This is a genomic window from Antarctobacter sediminis, assembly GCF_019218285.1.
Lineage (GTDB): Bacteria > Pseudomonadota > Alphaproteobacteria > Rhodobacterales > Rhodobacteraceae > Antarctobacter > Antarctobacter sediminis.
This window is the reverse complement of record NZ_JAHUZG010000001.1, coordinates 710,999-727,311: the sequence shown is the minus strand read 5'-3', so window position 1 is coordinate 727,311 and position 16,313 is coordinate 710,999. Positions and strand designations below refer to the sequence as shown.

Sequence of the window (16,313 nt, the reverse complement as noted above, 5' to 3'; positions counted from 1 at the left end):
CCGAATCGGTCCTAGTGGCTCAAGGGGGTTGCCAAACCGAAGGTCTATCTGGGCAGTTGGAGGTATTCCACGAAGTCTTCGGTCAGCTCAAACTTAGGAGTGTGCACCTTGGTCGTCACATCGACCAAAGCTGCGTAATTCTCCATGACCTTCATCTTGGAAACGAGATGTTCGTATTTGTCGGTGTAGTAGATCAACGTCGGGTTGTCAGGATCGCCGTTGAAGGCCGCTTTGCTCGACATAGCGACGCAAGTTCGCGAAAACGGAAAATCAGCAATGTCCTTCCGCATCTCGGCAATAAGGTCAGGCATCTTCTCTTCCAGCTTGTCGAAGCTTCTTGAGACCACGATAGCGAAACCGCGTAGGCCCAGATAGGCGCGCATCTCGGCCAGCGTCTTCCATTCACGAAGCAAGTCAGCCCGGTAGCTGGGCACGTCCACGTCGATCAGGCGGCTGCAAGTCTGACAGAGCCAGATACCGTTCTCGGGGGCGCTCCTTTCTTCGGGCGTCATGTCAAGGTCGTACCTAGGCCCGCCCTCTGACGCAGCAGTTATGTGCGCCGCCACTCCGATGCTTGCGGAACCTTGGTCGCCGTCCGGTCCCATCGTTGGCCTAAGACACGTCGGGTTGGCGCATCTGTAACCAGACCGCTGGGCAATCTCGCGAACGATCGGTTTTCTAAAATCGTCTCTGCTACTCATGACGCCAGTTAGCCTCACCTGAAACTTGGCGGCAAGCCTCTATCTACCTACCCCCAGCCCCCCCGATAGTTGCGGTGGTCCCCCCTTTGGCGGGCAGGGTTCCCTTGGGGCTTGTCTGGATGAATGCTCTGGCCTGTCGTCTTGGCTTGTCGTGGCTTGTCCGAACCGCTCAGCCTCTATCCGCTGTTCACGGTGTTGGCGTCATCGCTTGGTTCGGACGTGCCCACGGCAGTGGATGATCCTGCGACAGATCGGAGCGGTATATTGATACCCCAACTAATTTGTTGGGGCAAGGACCTAGCGCGGTGTCGCGGTGCTAGGGCGAACCGTTAGGGTCGGCGAAGGACTGGATCATGCTCTGCAACGACTGATAGACTCGGACACGTTCCTTGCAGTGCTCGTCAAGATCAAAATCCGAACCCAGTTCCGTCATCAAACCGAACAATAGGCCTTTGTCGCCCTTGAAGTAGTTTTGGCATTCTTCGACCGTGGAAAACACACGCGTACTCGGCGAACCCCACACGTCCTTCATCCACCCTGCGACTGGCAGCCCTTTCTGTCTGAGACGGTCCGCCGCCTCCTCGGTCAATGGGATCACCGCCCCCGGAGATTGAAGCGCGGCGATGGCCCACTCTCTCAAAGGATCAACCTCGGTGTCACTCAGATCGTACTCGGGTTCTTTGCTGAGGATGCCCACCGCGATCTGCGCCATGTCCGCGCTAGTCTGCCTAGTGCTCACTTGGCTGTTTAACCAATATGCAGCGAACGCCACGACAGCCGGTGCCACGAATTTCGAGATAACCTCAAGCTTGTCCCAACAATCCTTCTTTGGCGCGGAAGACTGATCGTCCTGGGCTGTTTGGTCGGTCAAATGAACAGGCCTTAATAACACGGTTGGTCGTACGTCGAGACTATGCCGCGTCATGCCTGACGATGCCAGCCCCCGCGTGGGGAAAGGGGGTTTGGGGGTTTGGGGGGCTTCCCGAAGGGGAGCCTTACTTTCTTCCGAAGGCGTAAGCCGGAGGTTCTTCGCGTTGTCCGGCTTGCCGGGAACGCATGAAGTCTGATTTGAAGGCATGACTTGAAGTGAAGTGAAGTCAGAATGAACCGTAGACGGTTCCCGCAAGGAACCGTAGACAGTTCCCCCCTAGGAACCGTAGACAGTTCATTGCAGGAACCGTAGACGGTTCCTAGGCCACCACTTTCAGGCCCGGTATCGAGGCCAGTTCTTCCGGTGATGTGTCCAGCGCGGCGGCCACCAGATCGCGGGCATGGGATTGCAAACCGGTTTGACTTGGGCAGAGCCTGCGCCCGCCCCCATCGTCGGATTTGTGCCATTTTTGGATCAGTGCTTGCGTCTCAGGTTCGGCCATCCACTTGGGAAACAGCTTTTGCCAATTCCCGGCGGGCAGTCGGTCGCCCAGATCAATCACCCGCTGGCGTTTTTGGGTGTCGAGGCTGTCGAGGTCTTGAAGCAGCCATTCCACGGCCAGAGGCAGGGCTTGCAGGCACTGGGCCACGGCAAAAGCTTGGTCGGTCAAGCGATAGCTGTTTGGCTCCGACAAACTGGCCTGTGCCACGTGGACGATGCCCCAGCGCTTGAGGTCCTGCATCGTGTTTCGGAAGGACTTCACCGGCATTGCGGCTTGCTCAGCCAAGGTGCCGAGAGCGTCCCACGTGAACATGTAATCTCCGAATGCGGGATGATCCTTACGCTTCTGCCTGCGGGTGGCCCGGAAAAGGCGATGATGCAGCACGTCGAGCACATGGACATGTCCCCAGCGGCTGCGTCCTTCCTTTGATTTCGGCACAAGCGCAGACAGGATTAGCCCGCGCGTGATGTAATCGCCCATGCGGGCGAAGTCATAGGGCTTGCCCAGTCTATCACGTGGCCAGTCAGGCTCCGTCCAGAGTTTGATTGTCGAAAGGTCCATGTCAGCCCCCGACCACGTTGGCGTCGATGTACGTCTTCACGTCCTCATAGCGATAGCGGACGCTCCGGTGGCCAAGTCGGGTGTACGGGATTTTGGGCGGAGTGCCGTTGGCGCGGCTTTCGTGCCGGTCAAGGTCAAGGAAGCGTTTGCTCACGCCCATGATTTCGGCGGCTTCTGCGCTGGTCAGAAGGTGGCGGGTGGTCTTCTTGAGTTTCAGTGTCATGACATGATCCACGGAGTGCGGGCACAGGTTGTGCCGGGGTTGAGGGTTCGCTGCGCCAGTGCCTAAGCCTCATTCCCAAGCCCGCAGGCTGTGGTTTCCGGCGCGCGGCGTTCCCTCCGTGGATCAAGCGCGTGCAAAGAATGGCCATTGCGGCCTAAAACGTCAAGAAGCTATCTTCGCGATTCGCTTTTCGTCAATGCAATCAGATATTTGCTGGACGGAGTTGCGAAGGATTTCAGGGTCTGAAAGTACTTGATAGCCCGCTGTAACGTCATTGCCTGTGGCATGGTTCAGCAGGCGTTTCACCTTCGATTGCTGCACGTCGAGTACGGTTGCCACGACTGCGAAACTCCGGCGCATGTCGTGAAAACCTACATCCCACCCCAGAGCCTCACGGAAGCGCGTCAGGGTCTTGCGAGGATCACGCAGGGGGGTGTCTCCCCAGACATACGGAAGGCCCTCTGTGCGCTCTCTCAGGCGCTCAAACAGGGCACGCGTTTGGTCCGACATGGGCAGCACCAGTTCTTGCCCGTTCTTGGCGCGTTCGGCTGGAATGACGAAGGTGCCGCGCTTCATGTCCACATGTTCCCAGCGCATGTTTGCAGCCTCAGCCTGACGCAAACCAGAGCGGGCCAGCAGTTCCATGAAAGCCCGGAAGTTTTCGCCTGCGTCCCGGTGCCGGTTCGAGTTGGTTTCGAGACTGTCGAGGGCATCGAAGAACGCGGCCCAATCGTGCACGTAGGTCGCCTTGCGCTTGGGTTTCGGCAGGATTTTCTTGCGGGACACAATGTCGGCGGGACACTCGGGAATGAGCGGGTTCCCTGCCCCGTCTGTCAGGTCGGCCCGCGCCCAGTTCCAGCATGACTTGAATGTGCGCACGGCCAATGCTGCCCCGGCAGAAGTGCGGTCAAGGATTTGCATGTATCGCTTTTGGAAGGTGGCCGGGGTAATCTGGCGCAGTTGGGTTTCATACCAATCGCCAAACTCACGGCGCATGGTCGTGGCGTAGCTTTCCGCTGTGCTGGGGCGAAGGTTCCTTTCCGACAGCCATCCTTCTACCGCCTGCCCCAGCGTCATCAGCTTGGCGCGCTCAAGGCGTTTTTCGGCATTCCTGTCTACATCGTTCGCCATTTCGGCCAGCGCCTTTTTGGCCAGCTTGCGGGCATCGTTCAGGGTCAGCTTGTCCGTCTTGGCGATGGTGACGCGGCGGGTTTTGCCCCGCACCCTGCCCTCTGCGAAGTAGCTTTTTGACTTGCTACCTACCCTCACCCCGAACCCCGGAAGGGCCTCATCCACGAAAAGGATTTGCCCGCCCTCAGCAAGGGGCAGGTCACGTACAAACTGGGCTGTCAGCTTTTTAGTAGGCATTTAGTAGGCACCCTCCGTGGCGTTTCACGATAAAACTAGGGGCTACAAGAATCAAAAACAAGAGCGTTAAGCCCCTATTTTTATGACGTTTATGGGGCTGTGAGATGCTTTGTGGTCTTAGACGAAAAATCGGCTTTCCTAGACTGTTAATCAATTGGTCGTAGGTTCGATCCCTACCGCCGGAGCCAAATCTTCCAACCCATTGGATTAGAACAGAAAACTCCCTCGGGAGTCGCTGTTCGGCGATTTGGCACAATTCTTGGCACTCCGCTTGGCACAGTGGAGCCGGTCATGCCGTGTAAACCAAGATACAGATAGCACGAACGCCTGTCGAACCGAGACGTCCGGCGCTCCATTTGCAGGGCTCTCGAAATCATGACCAAAGGTCTTTGTCCGCAGAACGTGCTGTGATTGGTCCTCGTATGGCGCGCTTGGTAAATGGCTCAGCCGGGCGGGCCGGGCGTGGCCTGAGTCATCCCACCTATTCCGCCAGCCGCCCGGGCGGTCCTTTTGAACCGGTTCTGCGCCCGTCCTTGTGATGTGTCGGGGCAAGGCTTCCATGGCCCCTGCCCCGACGGCTGTCACCCCGGCTGTCCGGCGGTTTGCGGAAGCTGCGCAACCTCACGGCCAAGCTGCTGCCAGGCATGGGCACAGAACAGGCCGAACACCAGTTCGATGGCCATGGCTCCGGCAATGGCATCGCCGGGCCAGCCGTCCAGCACCACCGAGATCATGCGTCCAATAGCAAAGGCGAGAAACACCAGCGCACCCAAAGCCGCCGACAGGCGGGACATCTCTGGTCGGACAACGCCGGAAAGGATCACGGCGCCCAGCATTGCGAGATTTGCACCGGGGGCTCTCAATTCGCTGAGCGCGGCTGGCGCGGTGCTGATCGTGATACCGTAGCCCGCGTAAAAACCCTGTGGGACGAATGTGATGGCAAGCCCGATGCCCAGTGCGGTCACACCGGCTGCGCCAATGGTCAGTTTGGCAAGTCGTGTCATATCAATGCTCCTTTGGTTGGCGGGCCGGGTTATGCGGCGCTGGACCATGCACCCTTTCGGGCGGCCTCAGTGGCGAAGGTGGCAAAGTCCCGCGGCGGGCGGCCCAAAGCGCGTTGAACCCCATCCGCCAGATGGGCGTTGCGCCCGTCCAGCGTTTCCCGGGCAATGCCGGTCAGCACATCGGCGATCATCACGCCCTGATCGCGGGTGAGCGCGGCGTGGAATTCTTCGAACGTGATCGGCACATGGGCGATGCTTCGCCCCGTGGCCTGCGAAAGCGCCGCGGCCATGTCAGCAAAGCGCATCAGGCGCGGTCCCGTTACCTCGTAAAGTTCACCGTCATGCCCCGGGTCCAACAGAGCGGCAGCGGCCACATCGGCGATATCGTCAACATCAACGATCGGTTCCAGAACGTCGCCGCCGGGCATCGGCAGGACACCTGCCATGACAGGCGCATGCAAGGCACCCTCCGAGAAGTTTTGCGCAAACCAGGCCGCACGGACGATGGTAAAGGGGATGCCAGCGTTGCGGACCACGTCCTCGGCGCGTTGGGCGTGATGTTCGCCGCGACCGGTCAGCAGGACCAGCTTTTGCACCCCGGCGGAGCGGGCATTGTCCACGAAAGCCGTGACCGTCTCTACGGCACCCGGAACGGCTATATCCGGGTAGTACGAGATATAGACGGCCGAAACGCCGTCCAGAACCGGTCCCCATGTTTCGGGCGCGGCCCAATCAAAGGGACGGTCCGCGTTGCGCGACCCCCGACGGACCGCAACGCCCTGCGCTTCGAGGCGGTCGGTGATGCGGCTACCGGTCTTGCCGGTGGCGCCGAGAACAAGGATGGGGTTGATTTGCATGGGTCATTTCCTTGGGTTTGTATGATCGTCAATGTCGATGCCCCAAGATTGACTGTTCAGGTTGGACAAACCATTCCCGAACGTCCGGCGATATTATCCGAACGTCCACAATTTCTGGACGAGAGGCGAGTCCTGACGCATTCTGGCCCCATGACAAAGCCACATGTTCCCGACCCGTCCCTTTTGGCCCAACCCATCGGCGATCCCTTGGGTGAGGTCCTGCATCTTCTCAAACTGACAGGCACCTTTTATTGCCAGTCGCGGATGACCGCTCCTTGGGGGATTGCCATTCCGGGCTTTCCCGAGGTGATGAGCTTTGTCGTGGTTATCGACGGGCGGGCATGGTTGAAGGTTGGCGATGATGCGCCGTTCGAGGTGCGCAAGGGTGATCTTGTGCTGATGACGCATGGCGCGCCTGTCGCGCTGTGCAGCGATCCAAAGGCCCGGTTGATGACGCTGGAAGAACTGCCAATCCGCAAGGTTACCGAGCTATATGAAACCGTGGAATTCGGCGGTGGCGGTGAGCCATCCAGCATCATGTACGGGCTGGCCCGGCTGGATCATGCCTCCAGCCCGATGCTGATGGCGCTGCTGCCCGATGTTCTCAGGATTGACCCTTGGGACGAAGAGGCTGGCAGTTGGTTACAGGGGACATTGCGGTTCATCGCGCGCGAAGCCGGCGCGTTGCGACCCGGTGGCGAAACCGTGATCACGCGATTGGCGGACGTTGTCGTGATCGAGGCCATCAGGCGATGGTTGACCCGTTCGCCGGATGCCAATCGGGGCTGGCTCAAGGCGGCGCGCGATCCTCAGATCGGTCGCGCCATTGTCGCCATTCACCGCGATCCGGCTGCGGACTGGACGGTAGAGCGGCTGGCCTTTGTGGCCGGGCAATCCCGGTCGGCTTTTGCCGCGCGGTTCACCAGCCTCGTGGGGACGCCAGCCATGCAGTACCTTGCGGAATGGCGCATGAACCTTGCGCGTCAAAGGCTGCGAGAGACCGGGCTACCTATCGGCACCATCGCGGCGGATCTTGGTTATCAATCGGAACCTGCGTTCAACCGCGCATTTAAACGTGTCTTTGGCACAACGCCCGGTCAGGTCCGGCGCAGGGGGGATGCCGCGGTCGCGTAGCGGTCGGCCCGTCCTTTTGCGGTGTCATTCCCCCCGGTCCAGCGGACAGCGGAAATGGTTCGTTTCATGGCGTTGGGTTCACGCGGCCAGAGGACGGGCAACCGCCGGGCTGCGTCCCGCCAGCACCAGCGCAACGCCTGCTGCGGCCATCACGGCTGCGGCAACCGGAACCGCCGCATAGCCAAGCCCCGCGTGGATGACCCAGCCGCCCACCGCCGCGCCAATCGCATTGCCAAGGTTGAAGGCCCCGACGTTGATCGAAGAGGCAAGGCCCGGTGCCTCGAATGCGGCCTGCATGACACGAGTCTGGACAGGCGGAACCATGGCAAAGGCCGCAGCCCCCCAGACGGTCAGCATGATCGCCGCACCGATTTGAGTGCCCAGAACAAACGGCATCAGAGCACTAAGCGCCGCGGCCGCAGCAAGAAAGAGGATCGTCGCCCCGTCAAGGGACCAATCCGCCAGCTTGCCGCCCATCCAATTGCCCAGCGTAAAGCCGATCCCGACAAGGACAAGCATGGCGGTCACAAAGCCTTCGGTGGCACCGGTCAGGTCCTGCAACAGCGGTGCGACATAGGTATACACACCGAAAAGCGCGGCGGCGCCCATGACGGTCGTTGCCAAGGCAAACAGCACCGGCGCACGGGTCAGAACCCGCAGTTCCTTGCCGACGTCCGGGCGTGTGCCCCGGCTGCCCACCGGCAGCGCGACCCACAGTGCGAGAATGGCAATCAGTCCCAGACCGGCGGTGCCCGCAAAGGCCATCCGCCAACCGATCTGCTGGCCGATCCATGTGGCTGCCGGAACCCCGCCGATATTGGCGATGGTCAGACCCATGAACATCGTGGCCACGGCGCTGGCCTGTTTGTCCTTCGGAACGACGCTGGCGGCCACCACTGCGCCAAGGCCAAAAAACGCTCCGTGGTTGAGCGAGGTGACGATGCGCGCGGCAAGAAGGCTCCAGTAATCAGGGGACAGCGCCGACAGGATATTGCCGAGGGTAAAGATCCCCATCAGCGACATCAGCGCCGCCCGCTTGCCGAAACGGCTGAAGATCAGCGTCATGATCGGCGCGCCGACCATGACACCAATGGCATAGGCGCTGACCAAAAGACCTGCGGTCGGGATCGAAACATCGACCCCTTCGGCAATCACGGGCAGCAGTCCCATGGGCGAAAATTCGGTGGTGCCGATGCCGAAGGCACCGATGGCCAGAGCGAACAGGATCAATCCGGATCGCGCCGTGGGTTCAGTTTTTGGCGAAGCCATTTTGGACGTTCCTCAAAGGGCCCAATCGGGGGCCAGTGTGTCAGGGCTGACAATCCGGCCATCGGGCCGGGCAAGCGCGGAAATGGTGGCCATTTCGCTGTCGGACAGGGTGAAATCAAAGATCGCGGCATTCTCGGCCACACGCGCGGGCGTCGCCGTTTTCGAGAGGGCGACGAAACCTTGCTGAACGACCCAGCGCAGAGCCACTTGCGCGGCGGTCTTGCCGTGGGTGGCACCGATGGCTTGCAGGGTGGGATCCTTGGGAACCGCCCCGTCGGCCATGCCGTAATAGCCGGTGATGGCCACGCCCAGATCCGCAGCGGCCTTGGCCAAACGGCTCTGGTCAAGGTAGGGATGTACTTCGACTTGATTGGTCACGATCGGCGCGGCGCTTGCGGCGACAGAACTGCGCATCTGCTGGACGTTCTGGTTGCTGACACCGATGAGCCGGGTCAACCCGGCAGACTGAACGTCGTTCAACATGGCCACCTGGTCCGGCACAGGGACGTCATGACCCGGCCAATGCAACAACAGCAGATCCACGGCATCCACGCGCAATTTGTCCAGGCTTTCCCTGACCGAAGTCATGAACCGGTCGGGAGTGTATTGATCGACCCAGACCTTGGTGGTCAGGAACAAATCCTCTCGCTTGGCCCCTGCGGCCTCAAGCGTGGTGCCGAGGGCGGCCTCGTTCTTGTAGATCTGTGCCGTGTCGAAGTGGCGAAATCCGGCCTCCAACGCGGCCGGTATCACCCGGTCGACTTCTTCGTCGGACATGCGAAACACGCCGAAGCCGAGGGCCGGGATGTCATGTCCGTTGGCGTTTACTTTTTCCATGGGTCTTTCCTTTGTCTGTCAGGCAGCCATCGACGCGGATTTGCTATGCGCAAGCGCGGGGATGACCTCGGTCGAGAGTTCATCAAGCACCTCGGGCAAATCGCGCGAGGATTGACGAAGGTTGATGGCGATATGGTCGACACCCGCCGCGGCAAAGCGGCGAAAGAGGTCGATCAACCTGTGGCGGCCCATGCGTCCGCCAAAGCGCAGCGGTGTTTGGGGGGCATCGGGATCGGCCAGCAGGTCGAGGTGAAAGGCCGAGATGAACGCACCCTGCCCGCCCGTGGCGTCCCGCCATGCTTCGGCCTGTTTGGTCATCCGTCCGACGCCGCCGGGATAAACGAAACGCCCCTGCATATGCTCGGCCAGCCAGTCGTCGCTTTGGCGGGCCTGTCCGGCGACGACCAGAGGAATACTGTCCTGCGCCGGACGCGGCAGCAGGTCGTATTCCGGCACGCGCGCGCCCTGAACCGGCAATCCGCCAGCTTGCCATGCCATTTTCATGTAATCGACCGCGTCGCGGAAGCTTTCGCCGCGGGCGTCGAAATCCAGCCCCAACAAGGGATATTCAACGGGGCGATCTCCGGACGCCACACCAAGGATCAGGCGCCCGCCGGACAGCACATCGACAGAAGCGGCGGCCTTGGCCGTCATCATCGGATGGCGGATCGGCAGCACCACGGCGGCAGAGCCGAGCGCCACGTTGCGCGTGATGGCCGCGAGATAGCCCATAAGCGCAAAGACATCATGGACCGACCCCGCGTCGCCCATGTTAACGGTGTCAAAGACCGGGACATCCCGTGCCCAGACGGCACTGAAACCCGTGTCGTCGATTTTGCGGACAAGCTCTGTCTGGCGCGACAGGTCCGGCACGCCAAACGGGCGGCCCTCGGCCTGACGTTTCCGAGTTCCGGCCTCGGACCAATCGTTGTCCAGCGGCAATTCAATGCCCAGCGTCATGCGATCCGACTTGCGGATCAGGTCAAGTGATGTCTTTTTCAGCATTTCCGCGCCCTTTCCGTCCTGAATTGGATAGGTGCGAGATAGCTGTGGCCCGGGGTCTTGATAACGGATCGACGCTCCACATTATCTGTGAAGTGAATTCACAAAGGTGGGGCGTATGGACAATCGCGCGGGCGAGATGCAGGTCTTTTTGCAGGTGGTGGACAGCGGCAGTTTCTCCGAGGCCGCGCGCACGCTGCGCATGACCCCCTCTACGGTCAGCAAACTGGTGGCGCGGGTGGAGGAACGGCTTGGCGTGCGCCTGCTGGAACGGTCGACCCGCCGACTTGCGCTGACGGAGGAAGGCCGGATCTATTACGAACGCAGCCGCGACGTTCTGGATGAAATGGCGGCAGTGGAACGGGATTTGTCGCAGGGCTCTTCCTGTCTGGGCGGCCGGGTTCGGGTCAGCAGTTCGGTGGGGTTCGGAATGCTGGGAGTGGAGCCGCTTTTGCCCGAGTTTCGGCGGCTGCACCCAAGGATCACCGTCGATCTCTCGCTCTCGGATGAGATCGTCGATCTGTACCTTGACCGGACCGATGTGGCCTTTCGTGTTGGCCCACTGCCGGATTCCTCGATGACGGCGATCCGGTTGGGCACCGCCAAGCGCATGATCGTGGCCAGCCCGGATTACCTTGAACAACACGGCACACCGGCGTCGGTCCATGATCTGGAAGATCACGAGTGTCTTGGTTTCAATTTTCGCCGGACCAACGCGGTCTGGCCATTGAAGGACAGCGGGCGCATCGTGGATCGCATGGTCGAGGGGCCGCTGATCGCCAATAACGGCGAAACGGTGCGCCGGGCGGCGGTGGCGGGAATGGGTTTGGCCCGGATCGGCGAATTTCACGTGCGCGAGGATCTGAAGGCCGGTCGACTGGTCGAGGTTCTGGCCGGGGCCACCGAGGGCGACACCGAAGAGGTTCATGCCGTCTTTCTGGGTGGCGAACGTGTGCCGAACCGGGTTCGCGCGTTTCTCGATTTCACCACGGCACGGCTGCGTGGGTATTTGTCCGGGGCCGAAGCGGCCTGAGCCGCAATGTAAATCAGGGGGCGCGCCCGCCCCCTGAGGTTTCGTAGACAAAGACTTAGCCAGCCAGCGCCGCCAGGATCTTGTCCGGCGTGATCGGCAGGCTGCGCATCCGCACGCCAACAGCCTCGGCGATGGCATTGCCGATGGCCGGTGCGATCACTGTCGTCGCCGGTTCACCAAGGCCGACGGGCGCGTGCTCGTTCTCGACAAAGGTGATCTCGATCTCGGGCGCATCCTCCAGCCGCAGCGGCGTGTAGGTGTCGAGGTTCACATCCCGAACCGCGCCGTTTTCGAACTCGGTGCCTTCGTGCAGAGCCATGGACAGACCCCAAAGCGCCGCGCCTTCACACTGGGCCCTTGCGCCGTCAGGATCGACAACCACACCGCAATCCACGGCGAGCCAGATCTTTTCGACCGACACATCGCCGCTTTCGCGATCCACGTGCAGCTTTACCGCGCCGCCGATCCATGTCGGCATCTGGCGCGACTGGCCAAAGGTGGTGGCGATGCCGATGGCGCTGTCCGCAGGCAGATCGCCCTTGCCATAGCCCGACATCTCGGCCACGCGGCGCAGCACCTCGGCTTGGCGGTCCGCACCGCCCACGGCATTGGGTGCCGAACCTGCGTTGATGCCTTCGGCGCGCAGGTGGTCCAGACGGAACGCCACCGGGTCCTGACCCAGTTTGCGTGCCGCCTCATCCATGAAGCTTTCGACCGCCCAGAAGGTCCAGCCCGGTCCGACCGAGCGCAACCAGCCGGGACGGAAGGTGTCATTGGCCAGACCGTTCGAAATTGCCCGAACCTGATGCGCGCCGACGCTGTACCAGTGATCCGCACCGTCGATGGCAAAGGGATCATAGGGCACGCCATTGGCCCCTTCGGGCATGAAACCCGGGGCAAGGATCTGCGTGGGCCAGCCTGCGGCCGCGTGGTGTTCCATGCCGGTGACGGTGCCATCGGGGTCAAAGGCCATGCGCATCTGCTGAACCGAGGCCGACCGCGGGCTGTCGAAATGGGCGTCCTGTTCGCGCGACAGCACCAGTTTCACCGGTTTGCCGCCCAAGGCCTTGGAAGCCAAAAGCGCGGGCACGCAGTAGTCGCCGTTCAGGCGACGGCCAAAGCCTCCGCCCAGCATGTAACTGCGCAGGATGACGTCGGTCTCGCTCCCGCCGATGGCCTGAGCCAGCGTCGGCAGGATCAGCGATTGCCATTGGTTGCCAGTGTGCACTTCCCAGACGCCGTCGGCGTTCTGGAATGCGGTCGCGTTGGTAGGCTCCAGCTGAAAGTGCAGAACGGTCGAGGTGGTGTACTCTGCCTCGATCACATCGGCAGCCGCATCAAAGACCGGGGCCGTCTGGTGATTTTCGGTGTGCAGGATGGATCCGGTCGCCGTATCTCCGATCAGGCGGCGTGCCTCATCCAGAATGTCCTGTTCCGACACTGTCGATGCCGGTCCGGTGGACCATTCAACCGAAATGGCCTCGGCAGCCTTGCGCGCGGCGAAAAGGCTGTCGCCGATGACCACGACCCAGCCGGGCACGGTGCCGGTGGGATCGTCGATGGTCAGCGTCTGGCGGTAACCTTTGACGGATTTCGCGGCGCTGTCGTCGATGTTCGTGACGGTGCAGCCATACCGTGTGGGCGGCAAAAGCGGCGCACCATAGACCATGCCGTCGATCTCGGCATCAAGGCCATAGATCGCCTGACCGGTGGTTTTGTTGTCGATGTCCAGCGCCTTGACGTCCTTGCCCACCATGGTGAGTTCGGACACGGGCTTTAGCGGCAGCGCTTTCAGCTCTTCCTCGGTAAAGCTGCGGTCGAGCCCTTCGGCCACAAGATCCCCGAAGGAAATCGACTGGTCGCCGGCATGAACCGCGCCGTCGCGGGCTTCGCAGCTGGCGGGGTCGACGCCCCATTTGGTTGCCGCAGCCTCGATCAGGGCGACGCGGCCAGCGGCACCGGCCTGACGATAGACCGGCCAGCTTTGCCAGACCGACCAGCTGCCACCGGTGACCATGAAGCCCCACTTGGGGTCTGTGTCCACATGGGTGATGCGGACGTCGTCCCAGTTTGCGCCCAGTTCGTCGGCAAGGATGCGGGCGATGGCGGTGCCGACGTGCTGCCCCATCTCGGCGCGGATGATGTTGACGTTCACCGTACCGTCAGCGTCGATCCAGTACCACAGGCTCGGCTCGAACCGTTCACCATTCGCGGTGACGGGAACGCCATCCGCCGCACCCGGGTCCATGGCCGCGCGCGAGGCTGTCGGGAACCCAAAGGTTGCGCCAAGGGCGCTCATGGAGACAAGGAAACCGCGGCGCGTCATCTGTGAGGCGGCCTTGGCGGCGAGGTGTCGCTGCATCTCTCCCATCAGTTCGCCCCTCCCTGCATTGCCTGTGCAGCTTCGCGCACGGCTTGGCGGATACGCGGATAGGTCATGCAGCGGCAGAGGTTGCCGGTCATGACCGCGTCAATGTCTTCGTCGGTCGGGTTGGGTGTGTCCGCCAGCATCGAAGCGGCCTGCATGATCTGGCCCGACTGGCAGTAACCACATTGGGGCACGCGCAGGTTGCGCCATGCTTCCTGCACCGGGTGCGCCCCGTTCGGATCCAGCCCTTCGATGGTGGTGATTTCGCTGCCTTCGATCGACGAGATCGGGGTCACGCAGGAGCGCGTTGCATAGCCGTCAATGTGAACGGTGCAGGCGCCGCACATGCCGATACCGCAGCCGAACTTGGTGCCTTTCAGACCGATGTCATCGCGGATTGCCCAAAGCAATGGGGTGTCGGGATCGACGTCAAGACTGACATCTTTCCCGTTGAGTTTGAAGTTGATCATGAGAAGTCCTGTTTTGGAACGCTGGCTCGTTTAAGGTCTGGCTTGCGCCTCTCGGTCGCAGGGGCAGATGGGTCCGCTGCCAGATCTCTGAACCCCTTGGGACTTCAAAACAGATTGGAACTGAATTCACAGAAGGTGCCTCGGCCAAGCCATTATGGCTCTGACACCGTGAAAACCGCCGGCGCCGAGGTTCGCCTGATGAAGATTTTTTCAAGCCGGGGCTCGCCAAAGGCTTAGGTGCCGGTCTGCCCGTCCCGCCGCGCGGCCGCGATCAAGATCCTGGCCATCTCGCGCGCCTGATGGGCGGCTTCGGGCATGTTGCGGACATGGGCGGTGACGATTGCCCCCTCTTTCAGCAACGCCAGACGTTCGGCCATTTGCGCGGGGTCCGGCAGCCCGGCCTCTTGGCAGGTCTTTTCAAGATAGTCGACAATGCGTTGCTTGTGCTCGGACGACAGACGGTGGGCCGGGTGATCCTGCGCCGCGAACTCTCCGGCGGCATTGATGAACGCACAGCCCGAAAATCCCATATCCTTGAAAGCCTTGCCCAAAAACCAGATTTCCAGTGCGTCGAACATCGCCAGCAGCCTTTGTTCGGGATCGGCAGAGGCTTTTTCCATTTCGGACATCAGCCAGTTGCGAAACCGTTCATCGCGCAATTGCAGCGCGGCAAGGATCAGTTCGTCTTTGGACCGAAAGTGTTTGTACAGCGTCATCTTGGCGACGCCCGATTCGGCAAGGATGCGGTCGATCCCCGTGGCGTTGAAGCCGTGGCGGTAGAAAAGTTTCAGGGCGGTTTCGACCAAATCGTCGCGGCGAGATTTCACGCAAGGCTCCAAAGTTATCAGACAGTTCTGTCTATCATGAATGCATATATTGCATGTCTTTGCGGTGGAATCGAGGGGAGATCGGATCACTCCATAGTGAAGAGGGTTTGACAAATATACAGACCTGTCTGCCTATATAGTGGGTATCAAAATGTGCCTCCCCAACAGAAAAGACCCTGAAATGACACGTCCTCCTCTCCCGCCCTTTACCGAAACCACCGCCGTGCAAAAGGTCCGCATGGCCGAAGACGCATGGAACACACGCCAGCCTGAGAAAGTCTCGCAGGCCTATACGGTCGACAGCCAATGGCGGAACCGGGCCGAACAGTTTTCCGGCCGTGACAAGATCGTCGCTTTCCTGTCCCGCAAATGGTCCCGCGAACATGACTACCGCCTCATCAAGGAGCTTTGGACCCATGACGGCAACCGCATTGCGGTCAGGTTCGCCTATGAGTACCGCGACGACAGCGGGTCGTGGTTCCGGGCCTATGGCAACGAAAACTGGGAGTTTGCGCCGGACGGTCTCATGCAGCGCCGTATCGCCTCGATCAACGACATGCCGATCCATGAAAGCGACCGCCTGATGCGTTGGCCGCAAGGCCCGCGCCCAGCAGATCATCCCGGCTTGTCGGATCTCGGGTTATAGGGGCGGCGGAATGGCGAATGCTTTTGCAGATATCGCGTTCACCGGTCGCGTTCGGGCTGAACAGGCGCGCCATGGGTCGGCCGACATCTATGGCCGGGTCTTGTCCCAAGAGCGCCGGGACGGGGCCCGATTGTCCGCCGTCGAGTCGCGTTTCCTACAAGAACGGGACGGGTTCTTTCAGGCAACGCTCTCGGAAACCGGGTGGCCCTATGTCCAGTTTCGCGGTGGGTCGCCGGGATTTCTCAAGGTGCTTGACCCGCAGACCATCGCCTATGCCGACTACCGCGGAAACCGCCAGTACATCAGCACGGGCAACCTGCGCGGCAACAGCCGCATATCCCTGCTTGTGATGGATTTTGCCGAAGGCCGCAGGCTGAAACTTCTGGGTGAGGCCGAGATCTGTGAAGATCCGAAGATCATGCAAGCCCTCAGTCTTGCCGATGCTCCACAGGTCGAACGCGCCGTTTTGATCCATATCGCGGCCTTTGACTGGAACTGTCCGCAGCATATTCCGGTCCGCCGGACCGATGCCGAGCATGGCGATGAAATCCGCCGTTTGCGCGACCGGATAGCTGAACTGGAACAGCAGCGTTTTGCCTCTGCCTGATACGCCAAGCCGCCCCACCGGGGCGGCTTTCCC

At 61.1% G+C, this 16,313-nt stretch carries 17 protein-coding genes; 4 read left to right on the top strand and 13 right to left on the bottom strand.

All coding sequences use genetic code 11. The features are described 5' to 3' along the window. Nucleotides 1–44: 44 nt before the first annotated feature. The 7 genes from KJP30_RS03435 to KJP30_RS03405 all read right to left on the bottom strand — a co-directional run bounded on the left by KJP30_RS03435 (nucleotide 45) and on the right by KJP30_RS03405 (nucleotide 6,087). Entirely contained in the window at nucleotides 45–512 is a 468-nt protein-coding gene (locus tag KJP30_RS03435; protein ID WP_218447598.1) for a hypothetical protein, read from the bottom strand. 505 nt (nucleotides 513–1,017) lie between these two features. Then, nucleotides 1,018–1,413 carry a hypothetical protein gene (locus tag KJP30_RS03430; RefSeq protein ID WP_218447597.1) on the bottom strand — a complete coding sequence of 132 codons (396 nt, stop codon included), beginning with the start codon at nucleotides 1,411–1,413 and terminating at the stop codon, nucleotides 1,018–1,020. A gap of 478 nt (nucleotides 1,414–1,891) precedes the next feature. Then, entirely contained in the window at nucleotides 1,892–2,635 is a 744-nt protein-coding gene (locus tag KJP30_RS03425) for a hypothetical protein (protein ID WP_218447596.1), read from the bottom strand. 1 nt (nucleotide 2,636) lies between these two features. Beyond that, complete coding sequence (locus KJP30_RS03420; protein ID WP_218447595.1) at nucleotides 2,637–2,858, bottom strand: helix-turn-helix transcriptional regulator; 222 nt, start codon at nucleotides 2,856–2,858, stop codon at nucleotides 2,637–2,639. A 162-nt stretch (nucleotides 2,859–3,020) separates the two neighbouring features. Then, nucleotides 3,021–4,154, bottom strand: coding sequence for a tyrosine-type recombinase/integrase (locus tag KJP30_RS03415; protein WP_343222735.1), 1,134 nt, complete (start codon nucleotides 4,152–4,154; stop codon nucleotides 3,021–3,023). Nucleotides 4,155–4,807: 653 nt separating this feature from the next. Beyond that, complete coding sequence (locus KJP30_RS03410) at nucleotides 4,808–5,230, bottom strand: DUF4345 domain-containing protein (protein ID WP_218447593.1); 423 nt, start codon at nucleotides 5,228–5,230, stop codon at nucleotides 4,808–4,810. A 29-nt stretch (nucleotides 5,231–5,259) separates the two neighbouring features. Beyond that, a complete protein-coding gene (locus tag KJP30_RS03405; protein ID WP_218447592.1) occupies nucleotides 5,260–6,087 on the bottom strand; it encodes an NAD(P)H-binding protein in 828 nt (275 codons plus the stop codon). Between the two features lie 150 nt (nucleotides 6,088–6,237). Here KJP30_RS03405 and KJP30_RS03400 point away from each other — a divergent pair, with 150 nt between their 5' ends. Next, nucleotides 6,238–7,221: an AraC family transcriptional regulator gene (locus tag KJP30_RS03400; protein ID WP_218447591.1), complete on the top strand. Its 984-nt coding sequence runs from the start codon at nucleotides 6,238–6,240 to the stop codon at nucleotides 7,219–7,221. A 78-nt stretch (nucleotides 7,222–7,299) separates the two neighbouring features. Here KJP30_RS03400 and KJP30_RS03395 read toward each other — a convergent pair whose 3' ends face one another. The 3 genes from KJP30_RS03395 to KJP30_RS03385 are packed head-to-tail and all read right to left on the bottom strand — an operon-like array spanning nucleotide 7,300 to nucleotide 10,332. Beyond that, the gene (locus tag KJP30_RS03395; protein WP_218447590.1) at nucleotides 7,300–8,490 is read right to left on the bottom strand and encodes an MFS transporter; all 1,191 of its coding nucleotides are present in this window, start codon (nucleotides 8,488–8,490) and stop codon (nucleotides 7,300–7,302) included. Nucleotides 8,491–8,502: 12 nt separating this feature from the next. Further along, nucleotides 8,503–9,327: an aldo/keto reductase gene (locus KJP30_RS03390; RefSeq protein WP_218447589.1), complete on the bottom strand. Its 825-nt coding sequence runs from the start codon at nucleotides 9,325–9,327 to the stop codon at nucleotides 8,503–8,505. Between the two features lie 18 nt (nucleotides 9,328–9,345). Next, on the bottom strand, nucleotides 9,346–10,332 hold the full coding sequence (locus KJP30_RS03385) for a TIGR03571 family LLM class oxidoreductase (RefSeq protein ID WP_218447588.1): 987 nt from the start codon (nucleotides 10,330–10,332) through the stop codon (nucleotides 9,346–9,348). 115 nt (nucleotides 10,333–10,447) lie between these two features. Here KJP30_RS03385 and KJP30_RS03380 point away from each other — a divergent pair, with 115 nt between their 5' ends. Further along, nucleotides 10,448–11,362 (top strand): LysR family transcriptional regulator, encoded by a 915-nt coding sequence (locus tag KJP30_RS03380; protein ID WP_218447587.1) that lies wholly within the window; start codon nucleotides 10,448–10,450, stop codon nucleotides 11,360–11,362. Nucleotides 11,363–11,417: 55 nt separating this feature from the next. Here the strand turns inward: KJP30_RS03380 and KJP30_RS03375 are convergent, their stop codons facing one another. The 3 genes from KJP30_RS03375 to KJP30_RS03365 form a co-directional block, all read right to left on the bottom strand. Continuing rightward, entirely contained in the window at nucleotides 11,418–13,733 is a 2,316-nt protein-coding gene (locus KJP30_RS03375) for a xanthine dehydrogenase family protein molybdopterin-binding subunit (protein WP_246594335.1), read from the bottom strand. Beyond that, nucleotides 13,733–14,200, bottom strand: coding sequence for a (2Fe-2S)-binding protein (locus tag KJP30_RS03370; RefSeq protein WP_218447586.1), 468 nt, complete (start codon nucleotides 14,198–14,200; stop codon nucleotides 13,733–13,735). The genes KJP30_RS03375 and KJP30_RS03370 overlap by 1 nt, the downstream gene beginning before the upstream one ends. Before the next feature lie 233 nt (nucleotides 14,201–14,433). Then, nucleotides 14,434–15,027 carry a TetR/AcrR family transcriptional regulator gene (locus KJP30_RS03365; RefSeq protein WP_218447585.1) on the bottom strand — a complete coding sequence of 198 codons (594 nt, stop codon included), beginning with the start codon at nucleotides 15,025–15,027 and terminating at the stop codon, nucleotides 14,434–14,436. Nucleotides 15,028–15,208: 181 nt separating this feature from the next. Between KJP30_RS03365 and KJP30_RS03360 the strand changes: the two genes are divergently transcribed. Together KJP30_RS03360 and KJP30_RS03355 are read left to right on the top strand one after the other, a co-directional pair. Next, on the top strand, nucleotides 15,209–15,673 hold the full coding sequence (locus KJP30_RS03360) for a nuclear transport factor 2 family protein (protein ID WP_218447584.1): 465 nt from the start codon (nucleotides 15,209–15,211) through the stop codon (nucleotides 15,671–15,673). Between the two features lie 10 nt (nucleotides 15,674–15,683). Next, the gene (locus KJP30_RS03355) at nucleotides 15,684–16,280 is read left to right on the top strand and encodes a pyridoxamine 5'-phosphate oxidase family protein (RefSeq protein WP_218447583.1); all 597 of its coding nucleotides are present in this window, start codon (nucleotides 15,684–15,686) and stop codon (nucleotides 16,278–16,280) included. Nucleotides 16,281–16,313 lie beyond the last annotated feature (33 nt).

Coding starts and splice junctions, on each gene's coding strand:
- KJP30_RS03355 (WP_218447583.1), top strand. CDS start 15,684: ATGGCGAATGCTTTTGCAGATATCGCGTTCACCGGTCGCGTTCGGGCT.
- KJP30_RS03400 (WP_218447591.1), top strand. CDS start 6,238: ATGACAAAGCCACATGTTCCCGACCCGTCCCTTTTGGCCCAACCCATC.
- KJP30_RS03425 (WP_218447596.1), bottom strand. CDS start 2,635: ATGGACCTTTCGACAATCAAACTCTGGACGGAGCCTGACTGGCCACGT.
- KJP30_RS03360 (WP_218447584.1), top strand. CDS start 15,209: ATGACACGTCCTCCTCTCCCGCCCTTTACCGAAACCACCGCCGTGCAA.
- KJP30_RS03390 (WP_218447589.1), bottom strand. CDS start 9,327: ATGGAAAAAGTAAACGCCAACGGACATGACATCCCGGCCCTCGGCTTC.
- KJP30_RS03435 (WP_218447598.1), bottom strand. CDS start 512: ATGACGCCCGAAGAAAGGAGCGCCCCCGAGAACGGTATCTGGCTCTGT.
- KJP30_RS03430 (WP_218447597.1), bottom strand. CDS start 1,413: ATGGCGCAGATCGCGGTGGGCATCCTCAGCAAAGAACCCGAGTACGAT.
- KJP30_RS03395 (WP_218447590.1), bottom strand. CDS start 8,490: ATGGCTTCGCCAAAAACTGAACCCACGGCGCGATCCGGATTGATCCTG.
- KJP30_RS03405 (WP_218447592.1), bottom strand. CDS start 6,087: ATGCAAATCAACCCCATCCTTGTTCTCGGCGCCACCGGCAAGACCGGT.
- KJP30_RS03420 (WP_218447595.1), bottom strand. CDS start 2,858: ATGACACTGAAACTCAAGAAGACCACCCGCCACCTTCTGACCAGCGCA.
- KJP30_RS03385 (WP_218447588.1), bottom strand. CDS start 10,332: ATGCTGAAAAAGACATCACTTGACCTGATCCGCAAGTCGGATCGCATG.
- KJP30_RS03380 (WP_218447587.1), top strand. CDS start 10,448: ATGGACAATCGCGCGGGCGAGATGCAGGTCTTTTTGCAGGTGGTGGAC.
- KJP30_RS03410 (WP_218447593.1), bottom strand. CDS start 5,230: ATGACACGACTTGCCAAACTGACCATTGGCGCAGCCGGTGTGACCGCA.
- KJP30_RS03370 (WP_218447586.1), bottom strand. CDS start 14,200: ATGATCAACTTCAAACTCAACGGGAAAGATGTCAGTCTTGACGTCGAT.
- KJP30_RS03375 (WP_246594335.1), bottom strand. CDS start 13,733: ATGGGAGAGATGCAGCGACACCTCGCCGCCAAGGCCGCCTCACAGATG.